This window comes from Flavobacterium sp. MMS24-S5 (genome assembly GCF_050320125.1).
Taxonomy (GTDB): Bacteria; Bacteroidota; Bacteroidia; order Flavobacteriales; family Flavobacteriaceae; genus Flavobacterium; species Flavobacterium tyrosinilyticum.
In genome coordinates, this window is the sequence record NZ_CP190016.1 from 2,204,080 (window position 1) to 2,221,464 (window position 17,385).

The window sequence follows — 17,385 nt, forward strand, 5'->3', positions numbered from 1 at the left end:
GCTTTTTAGATTAATTGATATTCTGGAAGTTTTGTGATGTAATTAAAAAGTCGTACCACAGCAAAATCGGCGTGCGGGTCTTTGGGATCAAAATCGTATTTCAGCAGATTCTCCATATCCTTTTGTTCCGAATCATTAACGGCAAATAATAATCGATCTGACAATTCAGAAATAATCGTTTTATTATTTCCACCAGAATCAAAAGCGACTTTTACAGCAGTTTTTTCGTATTCTGACTTTTCTTTTTCAACTCCATTTACCATTGTTTTTAAAACTCTTCGGTTTAGGCTTTTTCCACTGCATAATAAATCGGCTGTATTATTTCTTTGAAGATAAATCTGCGAAGTCAGCCAAGAATTCCCGCCATCCCAGCCTTTTACATTTACTTGATTGTACAAATCCATTCCTTGCTGTTTTATAAATGCCATAATTGCAGTGTCGTTAACATTCTCCATTTGCAATTCGTCGCAAAGCTGTAAAATATAAACCAGCGGGTTTTTGATCTTATTTCCTGAATTCTCTTTTTTAAATTCTTCCGTAAAAATTTTAGTCAACAAAGATTCGATTTCGAACTTTTGCTTTCGGAAATAATCACCATAATAAACTACCAACTCTTCTGGTGGATTATCATACACAAACCATTTCAAAATTTTTCGGGTAATGAGATACGGAATGTTTTTTTGTTCGAAAATAATATCAACTAAATCGTCTGCTTTCCAGTTTCCGGTTTTTCCGAAATAGATTTTATCGCTGTTATCTTCTATATTTTTTCTATAAACTGCACCTTCATCGCCAACATTTAAACCTGCCAAAGCTTTTGAACCGTTTTTAATGTCGTCTTCGGTATAATTTCCAATTCCGATTGTGAATAGTTCCAGTAATTCACGGCTTAGGTTTTCGTTTACTTTCCCTTTTTTGTTATCGCCATTATCTAAATACCTAACCATTGCATTCGATTTTAGAATCTGCTTGGTTAATTCTTTAAAATTACCAAAGGCATTTTCGCGCAAAATCATATTATGCTGATAAATCCAGTAATTGATTTTTACTTTTTGAGAAGTCGAAACAAAGTGATTGTGCCAGAAACAAACCATGTTTTCGCGAAGCGGGAATTCGTCATTACGCATTTTCGCAATCCACCATCTTTTAAATTCGGCAGTTGCTTGATTTTCTTTTTTCTGAATTTCTTTTTTGGTTTCGGGATCTGAAGTTTTAATTATTTCCCGAATTTGCTTCAACTCTAAAGTCGTTTTAGGCTGATCTTGCAGAAAGCCTGGAAGTGTTGTATCAAATTTTGAATTATAAGATTGCTTTAAAAATTTTTCTAAGCCGAGTTTTTCAATTTTTGAAGTTTGTTTTCCTGAAAAACCTAATCGTAAGGACCAAAGACTGCTTTTTTTCATTGTTCAGAAATTATTACAATAAGACTTGAGTTTCTTTTAAAGGTTTAATTCTTTTAAAGATGCTAAGTCGCTGAGATTCTAAGGTGCTGAGTTTTGAAAAGTCTTTGGTAATAATTAGAACGGGGAATTTTTGGGGATATTGTTTAATTATATTCGGCAATCATAATCAAACTTAGCCCGTGGTTGAAACCACGGGTTATATTATTAAAAATTCATCTATGAATTCTTTGTTATCATTAACATAAAGAAAATAATTCCCATTCTTTTTTTCATCTTTATAAAGTTTTAATTTGATTTCAATACAAGGAGTCGGAATAAAATCGTAATCAACTAAAAGTGAAATAGATTTTGGAATAATTTCATCATAGTCAATATTTTCATGTTCTTGGGAATTTATATTATGAAAATATTCCAAAGCAAGACTGTAAAACTCTTTTTTATAATGAAATATTCTTTCTAGCAAATCCATTTATTTCAAATTATAATTTAATTGATAGCTCTAAATGACCTCCTAATCCAAGTTCTACAATTTTCTGCAGTGTCGAAAATTTAACTTCTTTTATATTATTCTCAATCTTAGAAATATATGATTTTGTTGTTCCTGCTTTTACAGCAAGTTCTTCTTGAGTCATTCCTTTTTGAAGTCTCGCTTCTTGAAGCAACACCCCAATTTTAAAAATTTCATAACCCGCTTCTAGTTCGTCACGTTTTGGTGTTCCAGTTTTTCCATAATGTTGTTCTACAAAATCTTCTAAGCTAACCAAATTTTTATTTTTCGCTTTCATATTCTTTCTTAATTTTCAACGCTTTTTTAATTTCTTTCTTTGGTGTTTTCTGAGTTTTCTTTTGGAATCCATTAGCCAGAACAACTAAGCTTCCTTCATCAAAAAAACAAAACACCCTAAATATATTACTTCCTACCTGGATTCGAATTTCAAAAAGTCCATCTGTATTTTCAATATGTTTTAAGTATGCTGATGGGATTTTTTCAACATATTCAATCACTCTTATTATCCAGATTATTTTTGCTTTAACTTTTTCCTCTTGATTATCAAAAAACTTTTTAAAATAATCTTTAAAGAAAAAAACAGACCTAATCTTTTCATTATTATTCATAAATATACAAATATATTAAAGTTGTACCGAAGTGCAACTTATAAATTCAAAAAACATTTGAAACAGTTAAACCTCCTCTCTATTTGAAATATTTCGCAAAGCATCAGTAATAGTTACTGAATTACTTCCTTCATAACCTAATGCAATAGCTATTGCTTCTAACGCACTTGGATGTTTATCTGATGAACTAACTACTAATCCATTTTCTAAAATTTGATTTCTCTGTATTTGAATCGCTAATGATAAAATTTCAAAATCTGATAGTTTTGAATATTCATCTTTTAATTGTTTTGCAATTCTATTGTAATTTTCAATTTGTAATTTCATTATTTGTATTATTTTTACTATTAAAAAAACAAATATAAAATAAAAAAGCAGCTATCATTATAATAACTGCTTTTCATATTTTAAAAATCTAAAATCTCAGATCTACAATCTAAAATCAATTAAGACCCACACATCTCACAATCTTCAGGATCTGCAGCTTGTGCCTTTAAAAGCATTGCTTTATAATCCTCAACACTGATTGCTTCAGTTTCTGCAACTAAAGATGGAGCCGTTTCTTCTTTTTTATCGTTGTTTAATGTGAATTTAATCGCATCTACAGCCGCTTTTGTTCTTAAGTAATACATTCCTGTTTTTAAACCAGACTGCCAAGCGTAGAAGTGCATTGACGTCAATTTAGAATAGTTTGCATCCTGCATGAACAAGTTCAAAGATTGAGACTGGTCAATAAAATATCCTCTTTGGCGTGACATATCGATAATATCTTTCATCGACATTTCCCAAACTGTTTTATAAAGATCTTTTAAGTCTTGCGGAATTCTATCAATGTTTTGAACAGATCCGTTATGACGCATAATTTCTTGTTTCAAATCTTCGTTCCACAAACCAAGTTTTACCAAATCTTCTAGTAAATGTTTGTTAACCACGATGAACTCTCCAGACAATACACGACGTGTGTAAATGTTTGATGTGTAAGGTTCAAAAGCTTCGTTGTTTCCTAGAATTTGTGAAGTTGATGCAGTTGGCATTGGCGCCACTAACAATGAGTTACGAACTCCGTGTTCAACCACTTCTTTTCTTAATGAAGCCCAGTCCCAACGGCCTGATAATTCTTCATCTTTCATTCCCCACATATTGTATTGGAATTCTCCTTGTGACATTGGAGAACCTTCAAAAGTTGAATATGGTCCTTCTTCTTTTGCCATTTCCATAGAAGCAGTTACAGCAGCGAAGTATAAAGTTTCGAAAATCTCTTGGTTTAATTTTTTAGCTTCATCACTTGTAAACGGCATACGTAACATAATGAAAGCATCTGCTAACCCTTGAACACCTAGACCAACAGGGCGGTGACGCATGTTAGAGTTTTCAGCTTCTTGAACTGGGTAATAGTTTCTGTCGATTACTTTGTTCAAGTTACGAGTTACACGTTTTGTAACATTGTAAAGTGCTTGGTGATCAAATTGTCCATTTTCGATGAACATTGGTAATGAGATAGAAGCTAAGTTACAAACTGCGATTTCGTCTTTAGATGTAAACTCCATAATCTCTGTACACAAGTTAGAAGAACGGATAGTTCCTAAATTCTTGTGGTTCGATTTACGGTTTGCTGCATCTTTGTACAACATATAAGGTGTTCCAGTCTCGATTTGAGATTCTAGGATTTTCTCCCATAACTCACGAGCACGGATTGTTTTTCTTCCTTTTCCTCTAAATTCGTAGTCGGTATATAATGCTTCGAATTCATCTCCGTAAACATCATATAATCCTGGACATTCGTTTGGACACATTAAAGTCCAAGTTGAATCTTCCTGAACACGTTTCATGAATAAATCTGAAGTCCACATCGCGAAGAATAAATCTCTTGCACGCATTTCTTCTTTTCCCGTATTTTTCTTCAAATCCAAGAAATCGAAAATATCAGCATGCCAAGTTTCGATATAAATCGCAAAACTTCCTTTACGTTTTCCGCCACCTTGATCTACATAACGAGCAGTATCGTTGAAAACTCTCAACATCGGAACAATTCCGTTTGAAGTTCCGTTTGTACCACGAATGTAAGATCCAGTTGCACGAACGTTATGAATAGAAAGTCCGATTCCTCCCGCAGATTGCGAGATTTTTGCTGTTTGTTTTAATGTATCGTAAATACCATCAATACTATCATCCTGCATTGCCAAAAGAAAACAAGAAGACATTTGAGGTTTTGGAGTTCCTGCATTAAACAACGTTGGCGTTGCATGCGTAAAGAACTTTTTAGACATTAAATCGTAAGTTTCAATAACCGATTTTAAATCGTCTAAGTGAATACCAACAGAAACACGCATTAACATGTGCTGCGGACGCTCCACGATTTTTCCGTTTATTTTAAGAAGATAAGAACGCTCTAAAGTTTTAAAACCAAAGTAGTCGTAATTAAAATCTCTTGTATAAATAATATGAGAATCTAAAAGAGAGCATTTTCTTGAATCACTTTGTACACATCGTCAGCAATTAATGGAGCATCTTGTCCATTTCTTGGATTCACATAGTTATACATATCTTTCATCGTTTCAGAGAAAGATTTTTTAGTATTTGAATGTAGATTAGAAATAGCTATACGAGCTGCCAATTGAGCATAATCTGGATGCGCAATTGTCATAGAAGCCGCCGTTTCTGCTGCAAGATTATCCAACTCAGAAGTCGAAACCCCATCATACAATCCTTCGATAACTCTCATCGCTACCTTAACTGGATCTACAAGCTCATTTAAGCCGTAACACAATTTTTTGATTCTTTCTGTAATCTTATCAAACATTACGGGCTCTCTGTGGCCATCTCTTTTTACTACATACATAAGCTTACCTTTTTAGTTATTGAAAAAATGAAAGTACCTAGAGAACGAGCCCTAGTACTTAAACATTGCGTGTTTTTAAATTAATTTTGGAGAATTACCAAATTCTCAATAGTTACTCATTTCAAATTCGAAATTCGAATTTAAATGCGTCAAAAATTGCTATTGAATCTGCGACTTGGGGAAAGAGATTCAACCTTTAAAATATTCCTGTAATCTTTTTTTTAGCGTCTCTAGAAGATAGACGCTAAAAGTATTTTTTGTTGTCTAAAAATCTGCATCGAATGAAATTTTTTGAGCATCACTGTCATTGTTCATAACACCTGACTTTTGATACTCTGCAACACGTTTTTCAAAGAAATTAGTTTTTCCTTGAAGAGAAATCATGTCCATGAAATCAAATGGATTCGCTGATCCGTAAACACGCTCGCATCCTAATTCAACCAAAAGTCTATCGGCAACAAACTCTAAATACTGTGTCATTAAACCAGCATTCATACCAATTAAACTTACCGGAAGAGATTCTGTAACAAACTGTCTTTCGATATCTAAGGCATCGACAATAATTTCTTTAATTCTTTCTTTTGGCACTTTGTTTACCAAGTGATGATTATGCAGGTGAACTGCAAAATCACAATGTACGCCTTCGTCACGAGAAATCAACTCATTAGAGAAAGTTAAACCTGGCATTAAACCACGTTTTTTCAACCAATAAATAGAACAGAAGGCTCCTGAGAAAAAGATTCCTTCAACAGCAGCAAAAGCAATAAGTCTTTCTGCAAATGAATCAGACTCGATCCATTTTAAAGCCCATTCTGCTTTTTTACCAATTGCTGGGAATACTTCCAAAGCATTAAATAATTCTGCTTTTTCTGCTTCGTCTTTCACATAAGTGTCAATCAATAAAGAATACGTTTCACTATGAATGTTTTCCATCATAATTTGGAAACCATAGAAAAACTTCGCTTCAGCATATTGAACTTCGTTTACAAAGTTCTCAGCCAAGTTTTCGTTTACGATTCCGTCAGAAGCAGCAAAGAATGCTAAGATATGTTTAATAAAATATCTTTCGTCGTCATTCAATTTATTATTCCAGTCTGTCAAATCTTGGTGCAAATCGATTTCTTCTGCAGTCCAAAAACTTGCTTCCATCTTTTTATACCACTCCCAAATATCATGATGTTTAATCGGAAAAATAACGAAACGATTTTTATTTTCTTGTAATATTGGTTCGATTTGTGACATGACAGATTCTGTTAATTTTTTTATTGAATTTTTACACATTCAGTGCACTACAAAGATTGTCAATTAACGGCAAAAATAAAAGCCAAACTTATTCACAATCGGACGTAGTTTTTAACAAAGCCTAAAATTTGAAAAACTTTTCAGACAATAATTAATTTACTGCAAATGAATGATTTAAAAGCTATTTCACACTTCAAAAGCCCCGTAAAATATAGACTTTTTCGAATAAAAAGCAAGAAATTTTAAATAGTTTTAAAAAGTTTTTTTTGAGTCAAAACTTTATTTTTTTGAGTCAAAAGATGTAGTCAAAAAGACTATAATTTTGACTGCAGATTTTTACGAATTTTTAAGTTCTTCGGCTACTTTTTCCAGCTCCAAATACCAATCTTCGCCAAAGCGTCTAATGAGCGCTTCTTTTACAAATTTGTAAACCGGAACTTCTAATGCTGCACCTAACGAACAAGCATCATCGCAAATATCCCATTTATCATAATTGACCGCAGCAAATTCTGTGAAGTCTTTTACACGAATTGGATATAAATGACAAGAAACTGGTTTTTTCCAATCAACTACTCCTTGATTATAAGCTTGCTCGATTCCGCAAAGAGCTGTTTTTCCGTCAAAAATTACGTAAGCACAATCTTTATTATCGATAAGTGGAGTTTCGAGATCTCCATCGGTTCCTTTTACCCAGGTACCCTGAGCTTCGATTGCTTCGATTCCTTCTTTTCTTAAAAAAGGCTTTACTTTTGGATAAATTTCTTCTAAGATTTTAGTTTCAGCCTCATTTAAAGGCGCGCCCGCATCTCCATCAACACAACAAGCTCCTTTACAAGCAGACAAGTTGCACACAAATTCTTTTTCCAGAATGTCTTCTGAAATAATAGTTTTACCTAACTGAAACATGATATTAAATACTGTAAATTTTAAAATGCAAAGATAGTCAAAGAAAACAGATAAAACACTGTAAATATTTAACCGCAAAGTGCGCAGGGAATTACGCAAAGTTCGCAAAGTATTATTAATTTTTAGCCCTGCGAACTTTGCGTAATTCTTTGCGAATCTTTGCGGTTAAATTATTAATTGTTACAAATATCACTTTCTTAACCAATAAAACATGTTTTTATAACAAAAATACATAGTAACGAAAAAACACCTAACTTTATTAACTACTTTTGCAGCAGTTTTTTAAACCCTAAAAATCAAAGCGATATGTTAGAAATCGATTTTAAAGAAATCATTACCGTTAGTATGGTGCTTTTTGCCGTAATTGATATTGTTGGTTCAATTCCGATTATTGTGAATTTAAGAGCTAAGGTTGGACACATCGAATCTGAAAAAGCTTCTATTGTTGCAGGAGCTATTATGATTGTTTTTCTTTTTGTTGGAGAAGGTTTACTAAATTTAATTGGTATTGACGTTCACTCGTTTGCCGTTGCCGGATCTTTCGTTTTATTCTTTTTGGCGCTAGAAATGATTTTAGGAATCAGAATCTACCGAGACGAAGAACCAGGATCTGCCTCTATCGTTCCTTTGGCTTTCCCGCTAATTGCTGGAGCAGGAACAATGACAACTTTATTATCGCTTCGATCTCAATTTCATACCATTAATATCATCATCGCGATTGTTCTAAATATTATCTTAGTTTACATCGTTTTGAAATCTTCTAAAAAAATCGAAAATCTATTGGGAGAAAACGGACTTGGAGTAGTTCGCAAGACATTTGGAGTAATACTTTTGGCGATTGCTGTTAAATTATTCGCTGCTAATGTTAAAGGTTTGTTTGTCTAAATTTTATTTTTATAAATTTACCCCGTAAAATTTCTAAAATACAACTTTAAGACATTTTCCCCATTAAAGTTCTACTTTATTATTTTAGGCAAAAACAAAACAACCTTATGAAAATTTTCACTTCAATCTTAGTGCTTTTGGCACTAGCTTTAATTGTTTTTAATATTACGCTATTAGACTTTCAGAACCCTTTTCAAGGAGATAGTATGGTAGCTTTTATTGGAATCGCCGCTTCATTTTGCGCTGTTTTGATTCTTTTGATTTTTAGAATTTCAAAAAGAATTGAAGAAAAAATGAATGACAACAGATAATATGTTTGATGTTTTAATTATCGGAGGAGGAGTATCAGGAATGTCATGTGCTCTTGTCTTAGGGTCCGCAAAAAACAAAACTTTTGTTACTGATAAAAAAATCGGAATTTTTACCCACCAGAAAAATTCTTCTTTACAAGAAGCAATATTTTATAACGCTTACGGAATTACACCAGGAAAATTAGGTTCTGAACTTTTAACTGAAAGCACACAGGATCTAGCCACAACTTACCCACACATTACTCAGATTCCAAATGAAAAAGTAATAAAAATCGAGGGCAGCTATCCTGAATTTACTGTTGTAACCAACAAGAATTCATACCAAACAAAAAATATCGTAGTCGGAATTGGTTCTGCCAATACTTTCGACATTGAAGGTTTAATGCAATACATTGAACCACATAAAAAAGCACTACCAGAAAAACAGCGTATTCAGCTTAAAAACGAAGACCACAAAGTTGCTGACGGCATTTATGTAATCGGAACTTTAGCGGGTTGGAGAAGTCAATTGGCAATTGCTGCCGGAAGCGGCGCTGCAGTAGCAACAGATATTCTTACTTTATGGAATAATGGCGTGCAAACTCACGCTCACGATAGTATTCGATAATTTTTTTGTTTTTACCATTAAGAGATTAAGAAAAATTAAGTTTTATTCGGATGCAAACTTCATCAAGTTTCATTAAGAAAAAGCTCCAAACAAAAAACCATTAAGAGATTAAGAAAACAAGCCATAAAGCTTAATAAACTTAATCTCTTAATGGTTTAATTATTTTGTTGATTTATTTAACCGAAACGATTTCTGTTACTTTAATATGATTTTCGTCTTCGCTTTTCCATTTTTCTCCTTTTACAGACACAACATCTCCAATTTTTAATTGTTTGTAGTTTTGCGACTGCCAACATTTACGATACTAATTGTTGCAAAATAAACTTCTTTGGCGTCTGTAGTAATTTTTGCTGTGTACCCGTCTTTTCCTGCCTCAATAGAATCTACTTTTCCAGAAACTGCAGTATTGGGATCGTTTTTCATTGTTTTACAAGAGATTACAAAAGTCATTAAAATCACTAATAAACTTATTCTTTTTAGATTTTTCATATAATTTAATTTTACCGCAAATTAAGCTCTTATTTATACTCAGATTGCCTAATTATGTTTTAAGTTAATATTATTTCTCCAGCTTCAAACTTTATGCCAGCTGAACGCAGCTTCCTGCAATAACTTTTAGATTTTTTCCTATTTTTTTCCAAACTCTTATGTATTTGAAAACGCCATTAATCGGGGTGTTATCATAAGTCCCATTTAAAGCGACTGTAACAGTAACTACCGCCGAATCTCCAATTATATTAACGATTTGATCAGAACCCTCCAAAGAATCAATTTTAATCTTCCCAGAACGGTATGTCTGCAAATCAAAATCTTTAGTGATGGTTTGTCCGTCTGGCATGTTGAATAATAAATCATCATGAAGGATGGTATCCAAAGCCAAAACATCCGATTTTTTAATGGCAGTTAGAAGTTCGATTTCTGCATTAACAACGGTTTCTATTTTCATGATATAAAGATTGAAGTTATTTCTTCGAAGTCAGAATTGTTTTTATCATGGCGTCTTCTTTTAAGATTACATCATAATAGTACAATTCTCCATAAAGCTGTCGGGCAAATTCAGCCGTAATATAACGATTGACAAGTGCTTTTGTTTTATCCATTTTTAAATCCAGACCCGTCATCAAGATATAATTCTTGAATTTTTTGAAATATAGGTCTGAGCTTTTCATTTTAGCTAAAAATTCAGCAAAACTATCCCCTGCAAAAGCATTTCTGTTTTTATCTAATTCTTCAAAAACAAAATGCCCCACAATTCCTGTTTGCAGCAAATAAGCAACATTTTCATTCCCGTGCTCTGCTTCTAAGGGCACAAAAACATCTGGAACAATTCCGCCACCGCCGTAAACTATTTTACCCTTTGGAGTTTTGAATTTTAAAGAATCTGCCACTTTTATGCTGTCTTTTGCATAAAATTCTCCAGTAGCAATTCTAGATTCTGATTCTTTAAAATATTCTTCGTTTCCTTTTTTATATGGTTTCTGAATTGATCTTCCTGTTGGCGTATAATAACGCGCTACGGTCAATCTAACGGCAGATCCGTCGTTAAAATCCATTTCTCTTTGAACTAACCCTTTTCCGAAAGAACGGCGACCAACGATAGTACCGCGATCATTATCTTGAATAGAACCTGCTAAAATTTCGCTCGCAGAAGCACTATTCTCATTAATTAGAACATAAACCTTTCCAGTTTCAAAACTTCCTGCTTTTGTAGCGTATGTTTTCTCTGTAGAGCCATTTTTGCTTTTTGTGAAAACGATCAGCTGTTTATCTTTTAAAAATTCATCGGCAATAGCAATTGCTTCTTCCATATAACCACCGCCATTATCACGAAGATCAATTACAAGCGACTGGATTCCTTTTTGTTTTAATCTTGTTAAACCCGTTTTGAATTCATTAAAAGTAGTTTCTGCAAAACGGTTAATTTTGATATAACCTACATTGTTGCCAATTAGCAAAGACGCGTCTACGCTTTTAATTGGAATAATATCTCTTTTTACTTTAAACTTGAGTTTCTTTTGTTCTGATTTTCTAAAAACAGTCAGCTCAATTTCTGAACCCTGAAGCCCTTTTAATTTAGAAAACAAACTATCTGAAGGCAGTTTTCTACCGTATAATTTCGTTTTTCCAGCAAATAAAATACGATCGCCAGATTTTATTCCCGCTTTTGCCGAAGGTCAGATTTTCAACTGGTTTTATAATCGCAACCGAATCTTTATACATATAAAAATTGATTCCGATTCCGACAAAATCACCTTTCATGCTTTCCGCAACCTCAGCTTGTTCGCTTGGCGGAATATAAACCGAATGCGGATCTAGTTTGGAAAGAATATTATCGACCGTAAGATTTACAATCGAATCGGTATTGACACTATCAACATATTCTGTATTAATAAAATCAATAAGTTTATTCAATTTGGTTTTAGAGTAATTTTTAGCCAAAAGCTGGTCGCTTGCGGGAGCATTCATGACGCTTCCGGCAATTGTTCCAAGAGCAAAAGTAGCTCCTATTACTATGGGTAAATATTTTGAGTTAAATTTCATTACTCTTCTAAAACAGGAATATGCTCTACTTCTATGCCTGCTTTTATTAAAAATTGAATTCCAGAATCATCACGATATCCATCTTTATACACCACTCTTTTTATTCCAGATTGATGTATTAATTTACTGCATTCCTTGCAAGGCGAAAGCGTAATATACAATGTTGCACCTTCGCAAGACTGCGTTGATCTGGCTACTTTCAGGATCGCATTTGCTTCGGCGTGTAAAACATCCCAGCGTGTTAATCCGTCTTCGTCTTCACAACAATTTTCAAATCCAGACGGCGTTCCGTTGTAGCCATCAGAAATGATCATTCTGTCTTTTACGATAATTGCACCAACTTGTTTACGTTTACAGTAAGAAAGCAGGCTCCACTCTTTTGCAATTCGCAGATATGCTTTATCGTATTTATTCAGCTTTTTTACTTCCATTTAATTTATCTGTTCCAAATTGGACTTTCAATAATCATCGGAATTACAACTCCAATAATGAAAGCCGACATTACAAGCGCCCAGTCGCGTTTTGAAAAACGAAAAACCGTCTGCACTATATATGAAATTACCAGAACAACAAAAACCACTACTAATTGAGCAGCTTCTATCCCTAAGGCAAACTCTCCCAAAGGTAACAATTTTGAGGTTGCAGAACCGCCTAAAATTGTTTTGAAATAATTAGAAAAACCTAGTCCGTGAATAATTCCAAAGAATAAAGTTATGAAAAATACCAAATTTACGCCATCATTTTTTGAGGTCTTTCCGGCCGTAAACAAATGATAAAGAGCGGTTACGAGAATTGTAATCGGAATCAGGAATTCTACAACATCTACTTTTATGGCAATGATACCGTAAACAGAAAGCACTAGAGCCAAAGTATGACCAATTGTAAAAATAGAAACCAGAAGAAAAATCTTTTTCCAGTCTTTAAAAAGATACGGAACGGTTAAGGCGATTAAAAAAAGAACGTGATCGTAAGCATTGATATCTAAAACGTGTTTTAATCCTATTTGAAAATAAATCCAAAATTGTGACATAGGTATATTGTAATTAAATAATTAGGGGTTGTAAACTTACGATTAATTTTCAAAATTAAAGATTCAAGTTTCCAATTCCTGCAATAAAAATAAGTTAAATTTTATGAGAAATTTAAAATCGTTAATGTAAAATAAAATTTATATTTGTGATATAAAAACTTAATAATTATGTCATTTTCAGAATTATTTGATAGCGAATTCAAGCAAAGAAACAAAGGACACTTTTCTGCTATCGTACGTGTAGCATTAGCAGATGGAGTTGTATATCCAGAGGAAAAAGCCTTTTTGGACAAACTTGCTTCTCGTTTAGAAATTACAGAATCGGAATACGAAGAAATTCTTAGCGATCCATTAAAATATCCTATCAATCCACCTTATTCATATGTTCAACGTTTAGAGCGTTTATATGATTTAACAAGAATGGTTCATGTTGATCATCATCTTGAAGATAAACAAGAAGTATTATTGAAAAAAATAAGTGTTGCACTAGGATTCACACCAAGCAACGTAGATTACATTATTGCAAAAGCATTGTCATTGGTTGACAAAAAAGTGGATGCAGATACTTTTATCTATGAAATGCAGCACATGCATAAATAGTTTTCAGTTTCAGTTTACAGTTTATTTTGATGCCGAAAAAAGAAACTAAAACTCGCATTAAATTATAAACCCGACAAGTTTTTAAAAACTGTCGGGTTTGTTTTTTTAAGTCTTTTATTTTGATTGGGTGACATTTATATTATCAAAATAGTTTCCTGACTGTAATCCTATATTAAGAATCCTTTCTGTACCCGTTGTATTTTTACTCATCGTAATAATCAAAGTGTTTCCGTTTTTCTTTTCCACCTCAAAAACATCATTTTTAAAGATAAAATTTTCAGAAGACAAATTTACATTTCCTTTATCAATTCTTACTTTGTCTAATGCAAAGCCATTTACCCACCATCCTTTATATTCTGTAGTAATCGTAACTGTATTGGCCTCTGCCGTAAAAGAAGCTTCTTTCTTGGAAAGCTTAATATCATCCTCAGATCGTCCAATTGGAGGATCCTTAATCTCGTCACTACTACAGGCAACAAACAAAACTGAAAATATTCCGAACAGAATCATCAATAGTTTTTTCTTCATAATAATTCACTTTTTGGTTTTTGATTAGTTTTAAGGCGCTTACAAAAAATTAATCCATAATTTCTCATAAACATTTGGTTCTTTTTAAAGATTGACAAAACTAAAAATGGTTGCGTCTTTTTTTAATTATCTTAAAAATAAAACCCGACAGGTTTTTAAAACCTGTCAGGCTTACTATTTATAATCCAGACTGAAAACTGCGACTGTGACTGAACACTAAAAACTGATCACTCACTCAGCCGCCATAAATTCCTCTGCTTTTTCTACCATATTATAGCTTCCGCAGAAAAAAGGAACTCTTTGATGCAGTTCGGTTGGCTGGATTTCCATGATTCTTCCAAAACCATCTGTTGCTTTTCCTCCTGCTTGTTCTGCTAAAAACGCCATCGGATTACATTCGTACAGTAAACGTAATTTTCCTTTTGGAGCTTTTGAACTTGTTGGATAGATATAAACTCCACCTTTAATCATATTTCGGTGAAAATCGGCTACCAAACTTCCAATGTATCTTGAAGTGTACGGCCTGTCTCCCTCTTCTCGCTGGCAGTATTTAATGTAATTTTTTACCCCCTGCGGAAAATGAACATAATTCCCCTCGTTTACCGAATAAATATTTCCATTTTTTGGAAATTTCATGTTTGGGTGCGAAAGGTAAAATGTACCTATCGCAGGATTTAGTGTAAAACCATTCACCCCATGTCCAGTTGTATAAACCAGCATTGTTGAAGTTCCATAAATTACGTAGCCTGCTGCAACTTGATTGATTCCCGGCTGTAAAAAATCCTCGCTAGTTACCGGGGTTCCTATTGGAGTAATTCTTCTGAAAACAGAAAAAATAGTTCCCACAGAAACATTCACATCAATGTTTGAAGATCCGTCGAGCGGATCCATTAAGATCACGTACTTATTATTATGACAGTTGTCGCTCCCCTGAACTGTAATAAAATCGTCGTTTTCTTCAGAAGCAATACCACAGACAATCTCACGGTTTATTAACGTCTGGATAAATACTTCGTTTGCATAGACATCTAATTTTTGCTGGTCTTCGCCTTGGATATTCTGTTCGCCTGCCGCGCCCACAATATCTACTAAACCCGCTTGGTTTACTTTATGATTGACCACTTTTGCCGCCAATCGAATAGAGTTGATAATTCGCGAGAGTTCTCCCGACGAATACTGAAATGCTTTTTGGTTCTCAATAATAAACTCTCCCAGTGTTTTATTGCGTTCTTCCATTTCTAAATCGTTATAGTTTTATTTTTAAGTCACAAATATCGTCTATTTTGTGAGAATGATTTAAAAATTATTTTGTTAGTTTGTTACTATTGTATATTTGCTAATAATCTGCAAAAAGCGACCAATAAAATGAAGCTTTTTTAGATATTAAATAGTTAAAAATAGGAATATATGAATATTAGAAAAGGAAATCCTGAAGACATGAAATCGGTGTTAGAGCTTATTCAGGAGCTGGCTATATTCGAAAAAGAGCCTGATGCGGTTGTCATTACTGAGGAAGATTTAATACGTGATGGTTTTGGTGAAAAGCCATTATTTCACGTTTTTGTAGCAGAAATCGAAAACGAAGAAAAACAGAAAGAAATTGTTGGAATTGCATTGTATTATTATCGCTATTCTACCTGGAAAGGAAAGACGATTCATCTTGAAGATTTGATTGTAAAAGAAAAGATGCGTGGGACAGGTTTAGGTTCTGCTCTTTATGCTGAAATCATGAAGCAAGGAAAAAAAGATAATGTGAGAAGAGTTGAGTGGAATGTTTTGGCATGGAACACACCTGCAGTTAATTTTTACAAAAATTCTGGCGCCAGAATTCTAGAAGACTGGCAAGTAGTTCAAATGGATGAAGCAGGCGTTAATTCGTTCTTAGAAAAATTATAAAAAAATAGTTTGCCACAGATTATAAGGATTAAAAAGATTTTAAAGTCTTTGGCAATTCGCCACGAATTCACGAATTTTCATTCGTAAAGAATTAGAAAAAATAATTCGTGAATTCGTGGCGGAAAAAAAATCTAAAAATCTATTAATTAAAAAATGAGAGTATTTAAATTTGGAGGAGCATCGGTAAAAGATGCAGATGGAATTAAAAACGTATACGACGTTTTACAAAAAGTAGGTTACGAAGACGTAATTCTTGTAGTTTCGGCTATGGGAAAAACAACAAATGCTCTTGAAGTAGTAATCAAGAATTACTTTGAAAAATCGACAGAATTGAATTCTTCTGTTCAGGAAATCAAAAAATACCACAATCAGATCTTATTGGATCTGTTTGAAGATGAAAATCATGCCGTTTTTGCAGCTGTAAATGCTCAGTTTGCTGAACTAGAATATTTCTTAGCACATAATAAATCTCCAAATTACAACTTTGTTTACGATCAGGTTGTTAGTTTTGGTGAGTTGATTTCGACTAATATTTTAAGTCATTTTATGAATTTCATGGGAATTCAGACGCAATGGCTTGACGTTCGCAATTTCATCAAAACCAATGCAAACTACAGAGATGCAGAGGTTGATTGGGAAACAACGCAACAAAACATCAGCAAAAATGTACCTAGAAAACAATTAAATATTACACAAGGATTCTTAGGTGCCGACGAAAACAACTTCACTACCACTCTTGGCCGTGAAGGTTCTGATTATACTGCCGGAATTTTTGCTTACTGCCTAAATGCTGAAAGTGTAACGATCTGGAAAGACGTTCCAGGAGTTATGAATGCCGATCCGCGTTATTTTAAAAATGCAAGTTTATTGAACCAGATTTCATATCGTGAAGCTATCGAATTAGCATTTTACGGAGCAACGGTTATTCACCCAAAAACATTACAGCCGTTACAGAAAAAAGAAATTCCATTATACGTAAAATCATTTATCAATCCGTTATTAAAAGGAACTTGTGTTTCTAAAGGAGTTGACTTGGAACCGCAATATCCATGTTTTATCGTAAAAAGAGAACAGCTTTTAATTTCGCTTTCATCAATTGATTTCTCTTTTATTATGGAGGAAAACATCAGTGAGATTTTCGGTTTATTCCACGAATTCAAAATCAAAGTAAACTTAATTCAAAACTCTGCGATTAGTTTCTCTGTTTGCGTGGAAGATAAATTTGGAAATTTCCCAGAATTGAATTCGATTCTTTCTAAAAAATTCAAAGTAGAATACAGCGAAAATGTAACCTTATATACCATTCGTCACTTTACAGAAGAAGCTGCTCAGACTGTTGAAGCTAACAAAGAAGTTTTATTGAAACAAGTTAGCCGCGAAACCATGCAGATTGTGACGAAAGAATTAATCTAATATTGCTTTATAAAAGGTAATTATTTAATTCAAAAATTATTGAAAAGGCTTCACAATTAAGTGAAGCC

19 protein-coding genes and 2 pseudogenes are annotated in these 17,385 nt (G+C 33.3%); 6 read left to right on the forward strand and 15 right to left on the reverse strand.

The annotated features are described in order from the left end of the window. Positions 1–5: 5 nt before the first annotated feature. From ACPWTF_RS10185 to ACPWTF_RS10220, 8 genes and pseudogenes are all read right to left on the reverse strand, one after another. Positions 6–1,403, reverse strand: a complete 1,398-nt coding sequence (locus ACPWTF_RS10185; protein WP_427875350.1) for a DUF1800 domain-containing protein — start codon at positions 1,401–1,403, stop codon at positions 6–8. A 196-nt stretch (positions 1,404–1,599) separates the two neighbouring features. Next, on the reverse strand, positions 1,600–1,872 hold the full coding sequence (locus tag ACPWTF_RS10190) for a hypothetical protein (protein ID WP_427875351.1): 273 nt from the start codon (positions 1,870–1,872) through the stop codon (positions 1,600–1,602). Between the two features lie 10 nt (positions 1,873–1,882). After that, positions 1,883–2,188, reverse strand: a complete 306-nt coding sequence (locus ACPWTF_RS10195; protein ID WP_427875352.1) for a helix-turn-helix domain-containing protein — start codon at positions 2,186–2,188, stop codon at positions 1,883–1,885. Beyond that, a complete protein-coding gene (locus tag ACPWTF_RS10200) occupies positions 2,172–2,519 on the reverse strand; it encodes a type II toxin-antitoxin system RelE/ParE family toxin (protein WP_427875353.1) in 348 nt (115 codons plus the stop codon). The genes ACPWTF_RS10195 and ACPWTF_RS10200 overlap by 17 nt, the downstream gene beginning before the upstream one ends. A 66-nt stretch (positions 2,520–2,585) precedes the next feature. Then, positions 2,586–2,846, reverse strand: a complete 261-nt coding sequence (locus ACPWTF_RS10205; RefSeq protein ID WP_427875354.1) for a histidine kinase — start codon at positions 2,844–2,846, stop codon at positions 2,586–2,588. Between the two features lie 119 nt (positions 2,847–2,965). Beyond that, positions 2,966–5,358, reverse strand: a pseudogene (locus tag ACPWTF_RS10210) (ribonucleoside-diphosphate reductase subunit alpha). 264 nt (positions 5,359–5,622) lie between these two features. Then, positions 5,623–6,600 carry a ribonucleotide-diphosphate reductase subunit beta gene (locus ACPWTF_RS10215; protein WP_248728436.1) on the reverse strand — a complete coding sequence of 326 codons (978 nt, stop codon included), beginning with the start codon at positions 6,598–6,600 and terminating at the stop codon, positions 5,623–5,625. Positions 6,601–6,936: 336 nt separating this feature from the next. After that, on the reverse strand, positions 6,937–7,506 hold the full coding sequence (locus ACPWTF_RS10220) for a DUF3109 family protein (RefSeq protein WP_427875355.1): 570 nt from the start codon (positions 7,504–7,506) through the stop codon (positions 6,937–6,939). Positions 7,507–7,812: 306 nt separating this feature from the next. Between ACPWTF_RS10220 and ACPWTF_RS10225 the strand changes: the two genes are divergently transcribed. From ACPWTF_RS10225 to ACPWTF_RS10235, 3 genes are all read left to right on the forward strand, one after another. Continuing rightward, positions 7,813–8,391 (forward strand): MarC family protein, encoded by a 579-nt coding sequence (locus tag ACPWTF_RS10225; protein ID WP_008465051.1) that lies wholly within the window; start codon positions 7,813–7,815, stop codon positions 8,389–8,391. Between the two features lie 107 nt (positions 8,392–8,498). After that, positions 8,499–8,702 carry a hypothetical protein gene (locus ACPWTF_RS10230; RefSeq protein WP_095928256.1) on the forward strand — a complete coding sequence of 68 codons (204 nt, stop codon included), beginning with the start codon at positions 8,499–8,501 and terminating at the stop codon, positions 8,700–8,702. A gap of 1 nt (position 8,703) precedes the next feature. Continuing rightward, positions 8,704–9,309, forward strand: coding sequence for an FAD-dependent oxidoreductase (locus ACPWTF_RS10235; protein WP_427875751.1), 606 nt, complete (start codon positions 8,704–8,706; stop codon positions 9,307–9,309). A gap of 264 nt (positions 9,310–9,573) precedes the next feature. Here the strand turns inward: ACPWTF_RS10235 and ACPWTF_RS10240 are convergent, their stop codons facing one another. From ACPWTF_RS10240 to ACPWTF_RS10260, 5 genes and pseudogenes are all read right to left on the reverse strand, one after another. Next, complete coding sequence (locus ACPWTF_RS10240) at positions 9,574–9,798, reverse strand: hypothetical protein (protein WP_427875356.1); 225 nt, start codon at positions 9,796–9,798, stop codon at positions 9,574–9,576. 91 nt (positions 9,799–9,889) lie between these two features. Beyond that, positions 9,890–10,255, reverse strand: coding sequence for a nuclear transport factor 2 family protein (locus tag ACPWTF_RS10245; RefSeq protein WP_095928258.1), 366 nt, complete (start codon positions 10,253–10,255; stop codon positions 9,890–9,892). Positions 10,256–10,271: 16 nt separating this feature from the next. Then, positions 10,272–11,850: pseudogene (locus ACPWTF_RS10250) on the reverse strand (S41 family peptidase). Next, positions 11,850–12,281: a deoxycytidylate deaminase gene (locus ACPWTF_RS10255; RefSeq protein WP_095928260.1), complete on the reverse strand. Its 432-nt coding sequence runs from the start codon at positions 12,279–12,281 to the stop codon at positions 11,850–11,852. Before ACPWTF_RS10255 ends, ACPWTF_RS10250 begins: the two are co-directional and overlap by 1 nt. A 5-nt stretch (positions 12,282–12,286) precedes the next feature. After that, entirely contained in the window at positions 12,287–12,880 is a 594-nt protein-coding gene (locus ACPWTF_RS10260; protein WP_095928261.1) for a HupE/UreJ family protein, read from the reverse strand. A 168-nt stretch (positions 12,881–13,048) separates the two neighbouring features. Here ACPWTF_RS10260 and ACPWTF_RS10265 point away from each other — a divergent pair, with 168 nt between their 5' ends. Beyond that, positions 13,049–13,480, forward strand: a complete 432-nt coding sequence (locus ACPWTF_RS10265; protein WP_095928262.1) for a TerB family tellurite resistance protein — start codon at positions 13,049–13,051, stop codon at positions 13,478–13,480. 114 nt (positions 13,481–13,594) lie between these two features. On the opposite strand, the gene ACPWTF_RS10270 is transcribed toward ACPWTF_RS10265, so the two are convergent. Both ACPWTF_RS10270 and fbp read right to left on the reverse strand, forming a co-directional pair. Then, complete coding sequence (locus ACPWTF_RS10270; protein WP_427875357.1) at positions 13,595–14,008, reverse strand: hypothetical protein; 414 nt, start codon at positions 14,006–14,008, stop codon at positions 13,595–13,597. Positions 14,009–14,239: 231 nt separating this feature from the next. Then, complete coding sequence (gene fbp, locus ACPWTF_RS10275; protein ID WP_427875358.1) at positions 14,240–15,244, reverse strand: class 1 fructose-bisphosphatase; 1,005 nt, start codon at positions 15,242–15,244, stop codon at positions 14,240–14,242. 171 nt (positions 15,245–15,415) lie between these two features. Here fbp and ACPWTF_RS10280 point away from each other — a divergent pair, with 171 nt between their 5' ends. Next, positions 15,416–15,904 carry a GNAT family N-acetyltransferase gene (locus ACPWTF_RS10280; RefSeq protein ID WP_250835009.1) on the forward strand — a complete coding sequence of 163 codons (489 nt, stop codon included), beginning with the start codon at positions 15,416–15,418 and terminating at the stop codon, positions 15,902–15,904. Positions 15,905–16,057: 153 nt separating this feature from the next. Continuing rightward, positions 16,058–17,317 carry an aspartate kinase gene (locus ACPWTF_RS10285; protein WP_427875359.1) on the forward strand — a complete coding sequence of 420 codons (1,260 nt, stop codon included), beginning with the start codon at positions 16,058–16,060 and terminating at the stop codon, positions 17,315–17,317. The last annotated feature ends 68 nt before the right edge of the window (positions 17,318–17,385 follow it).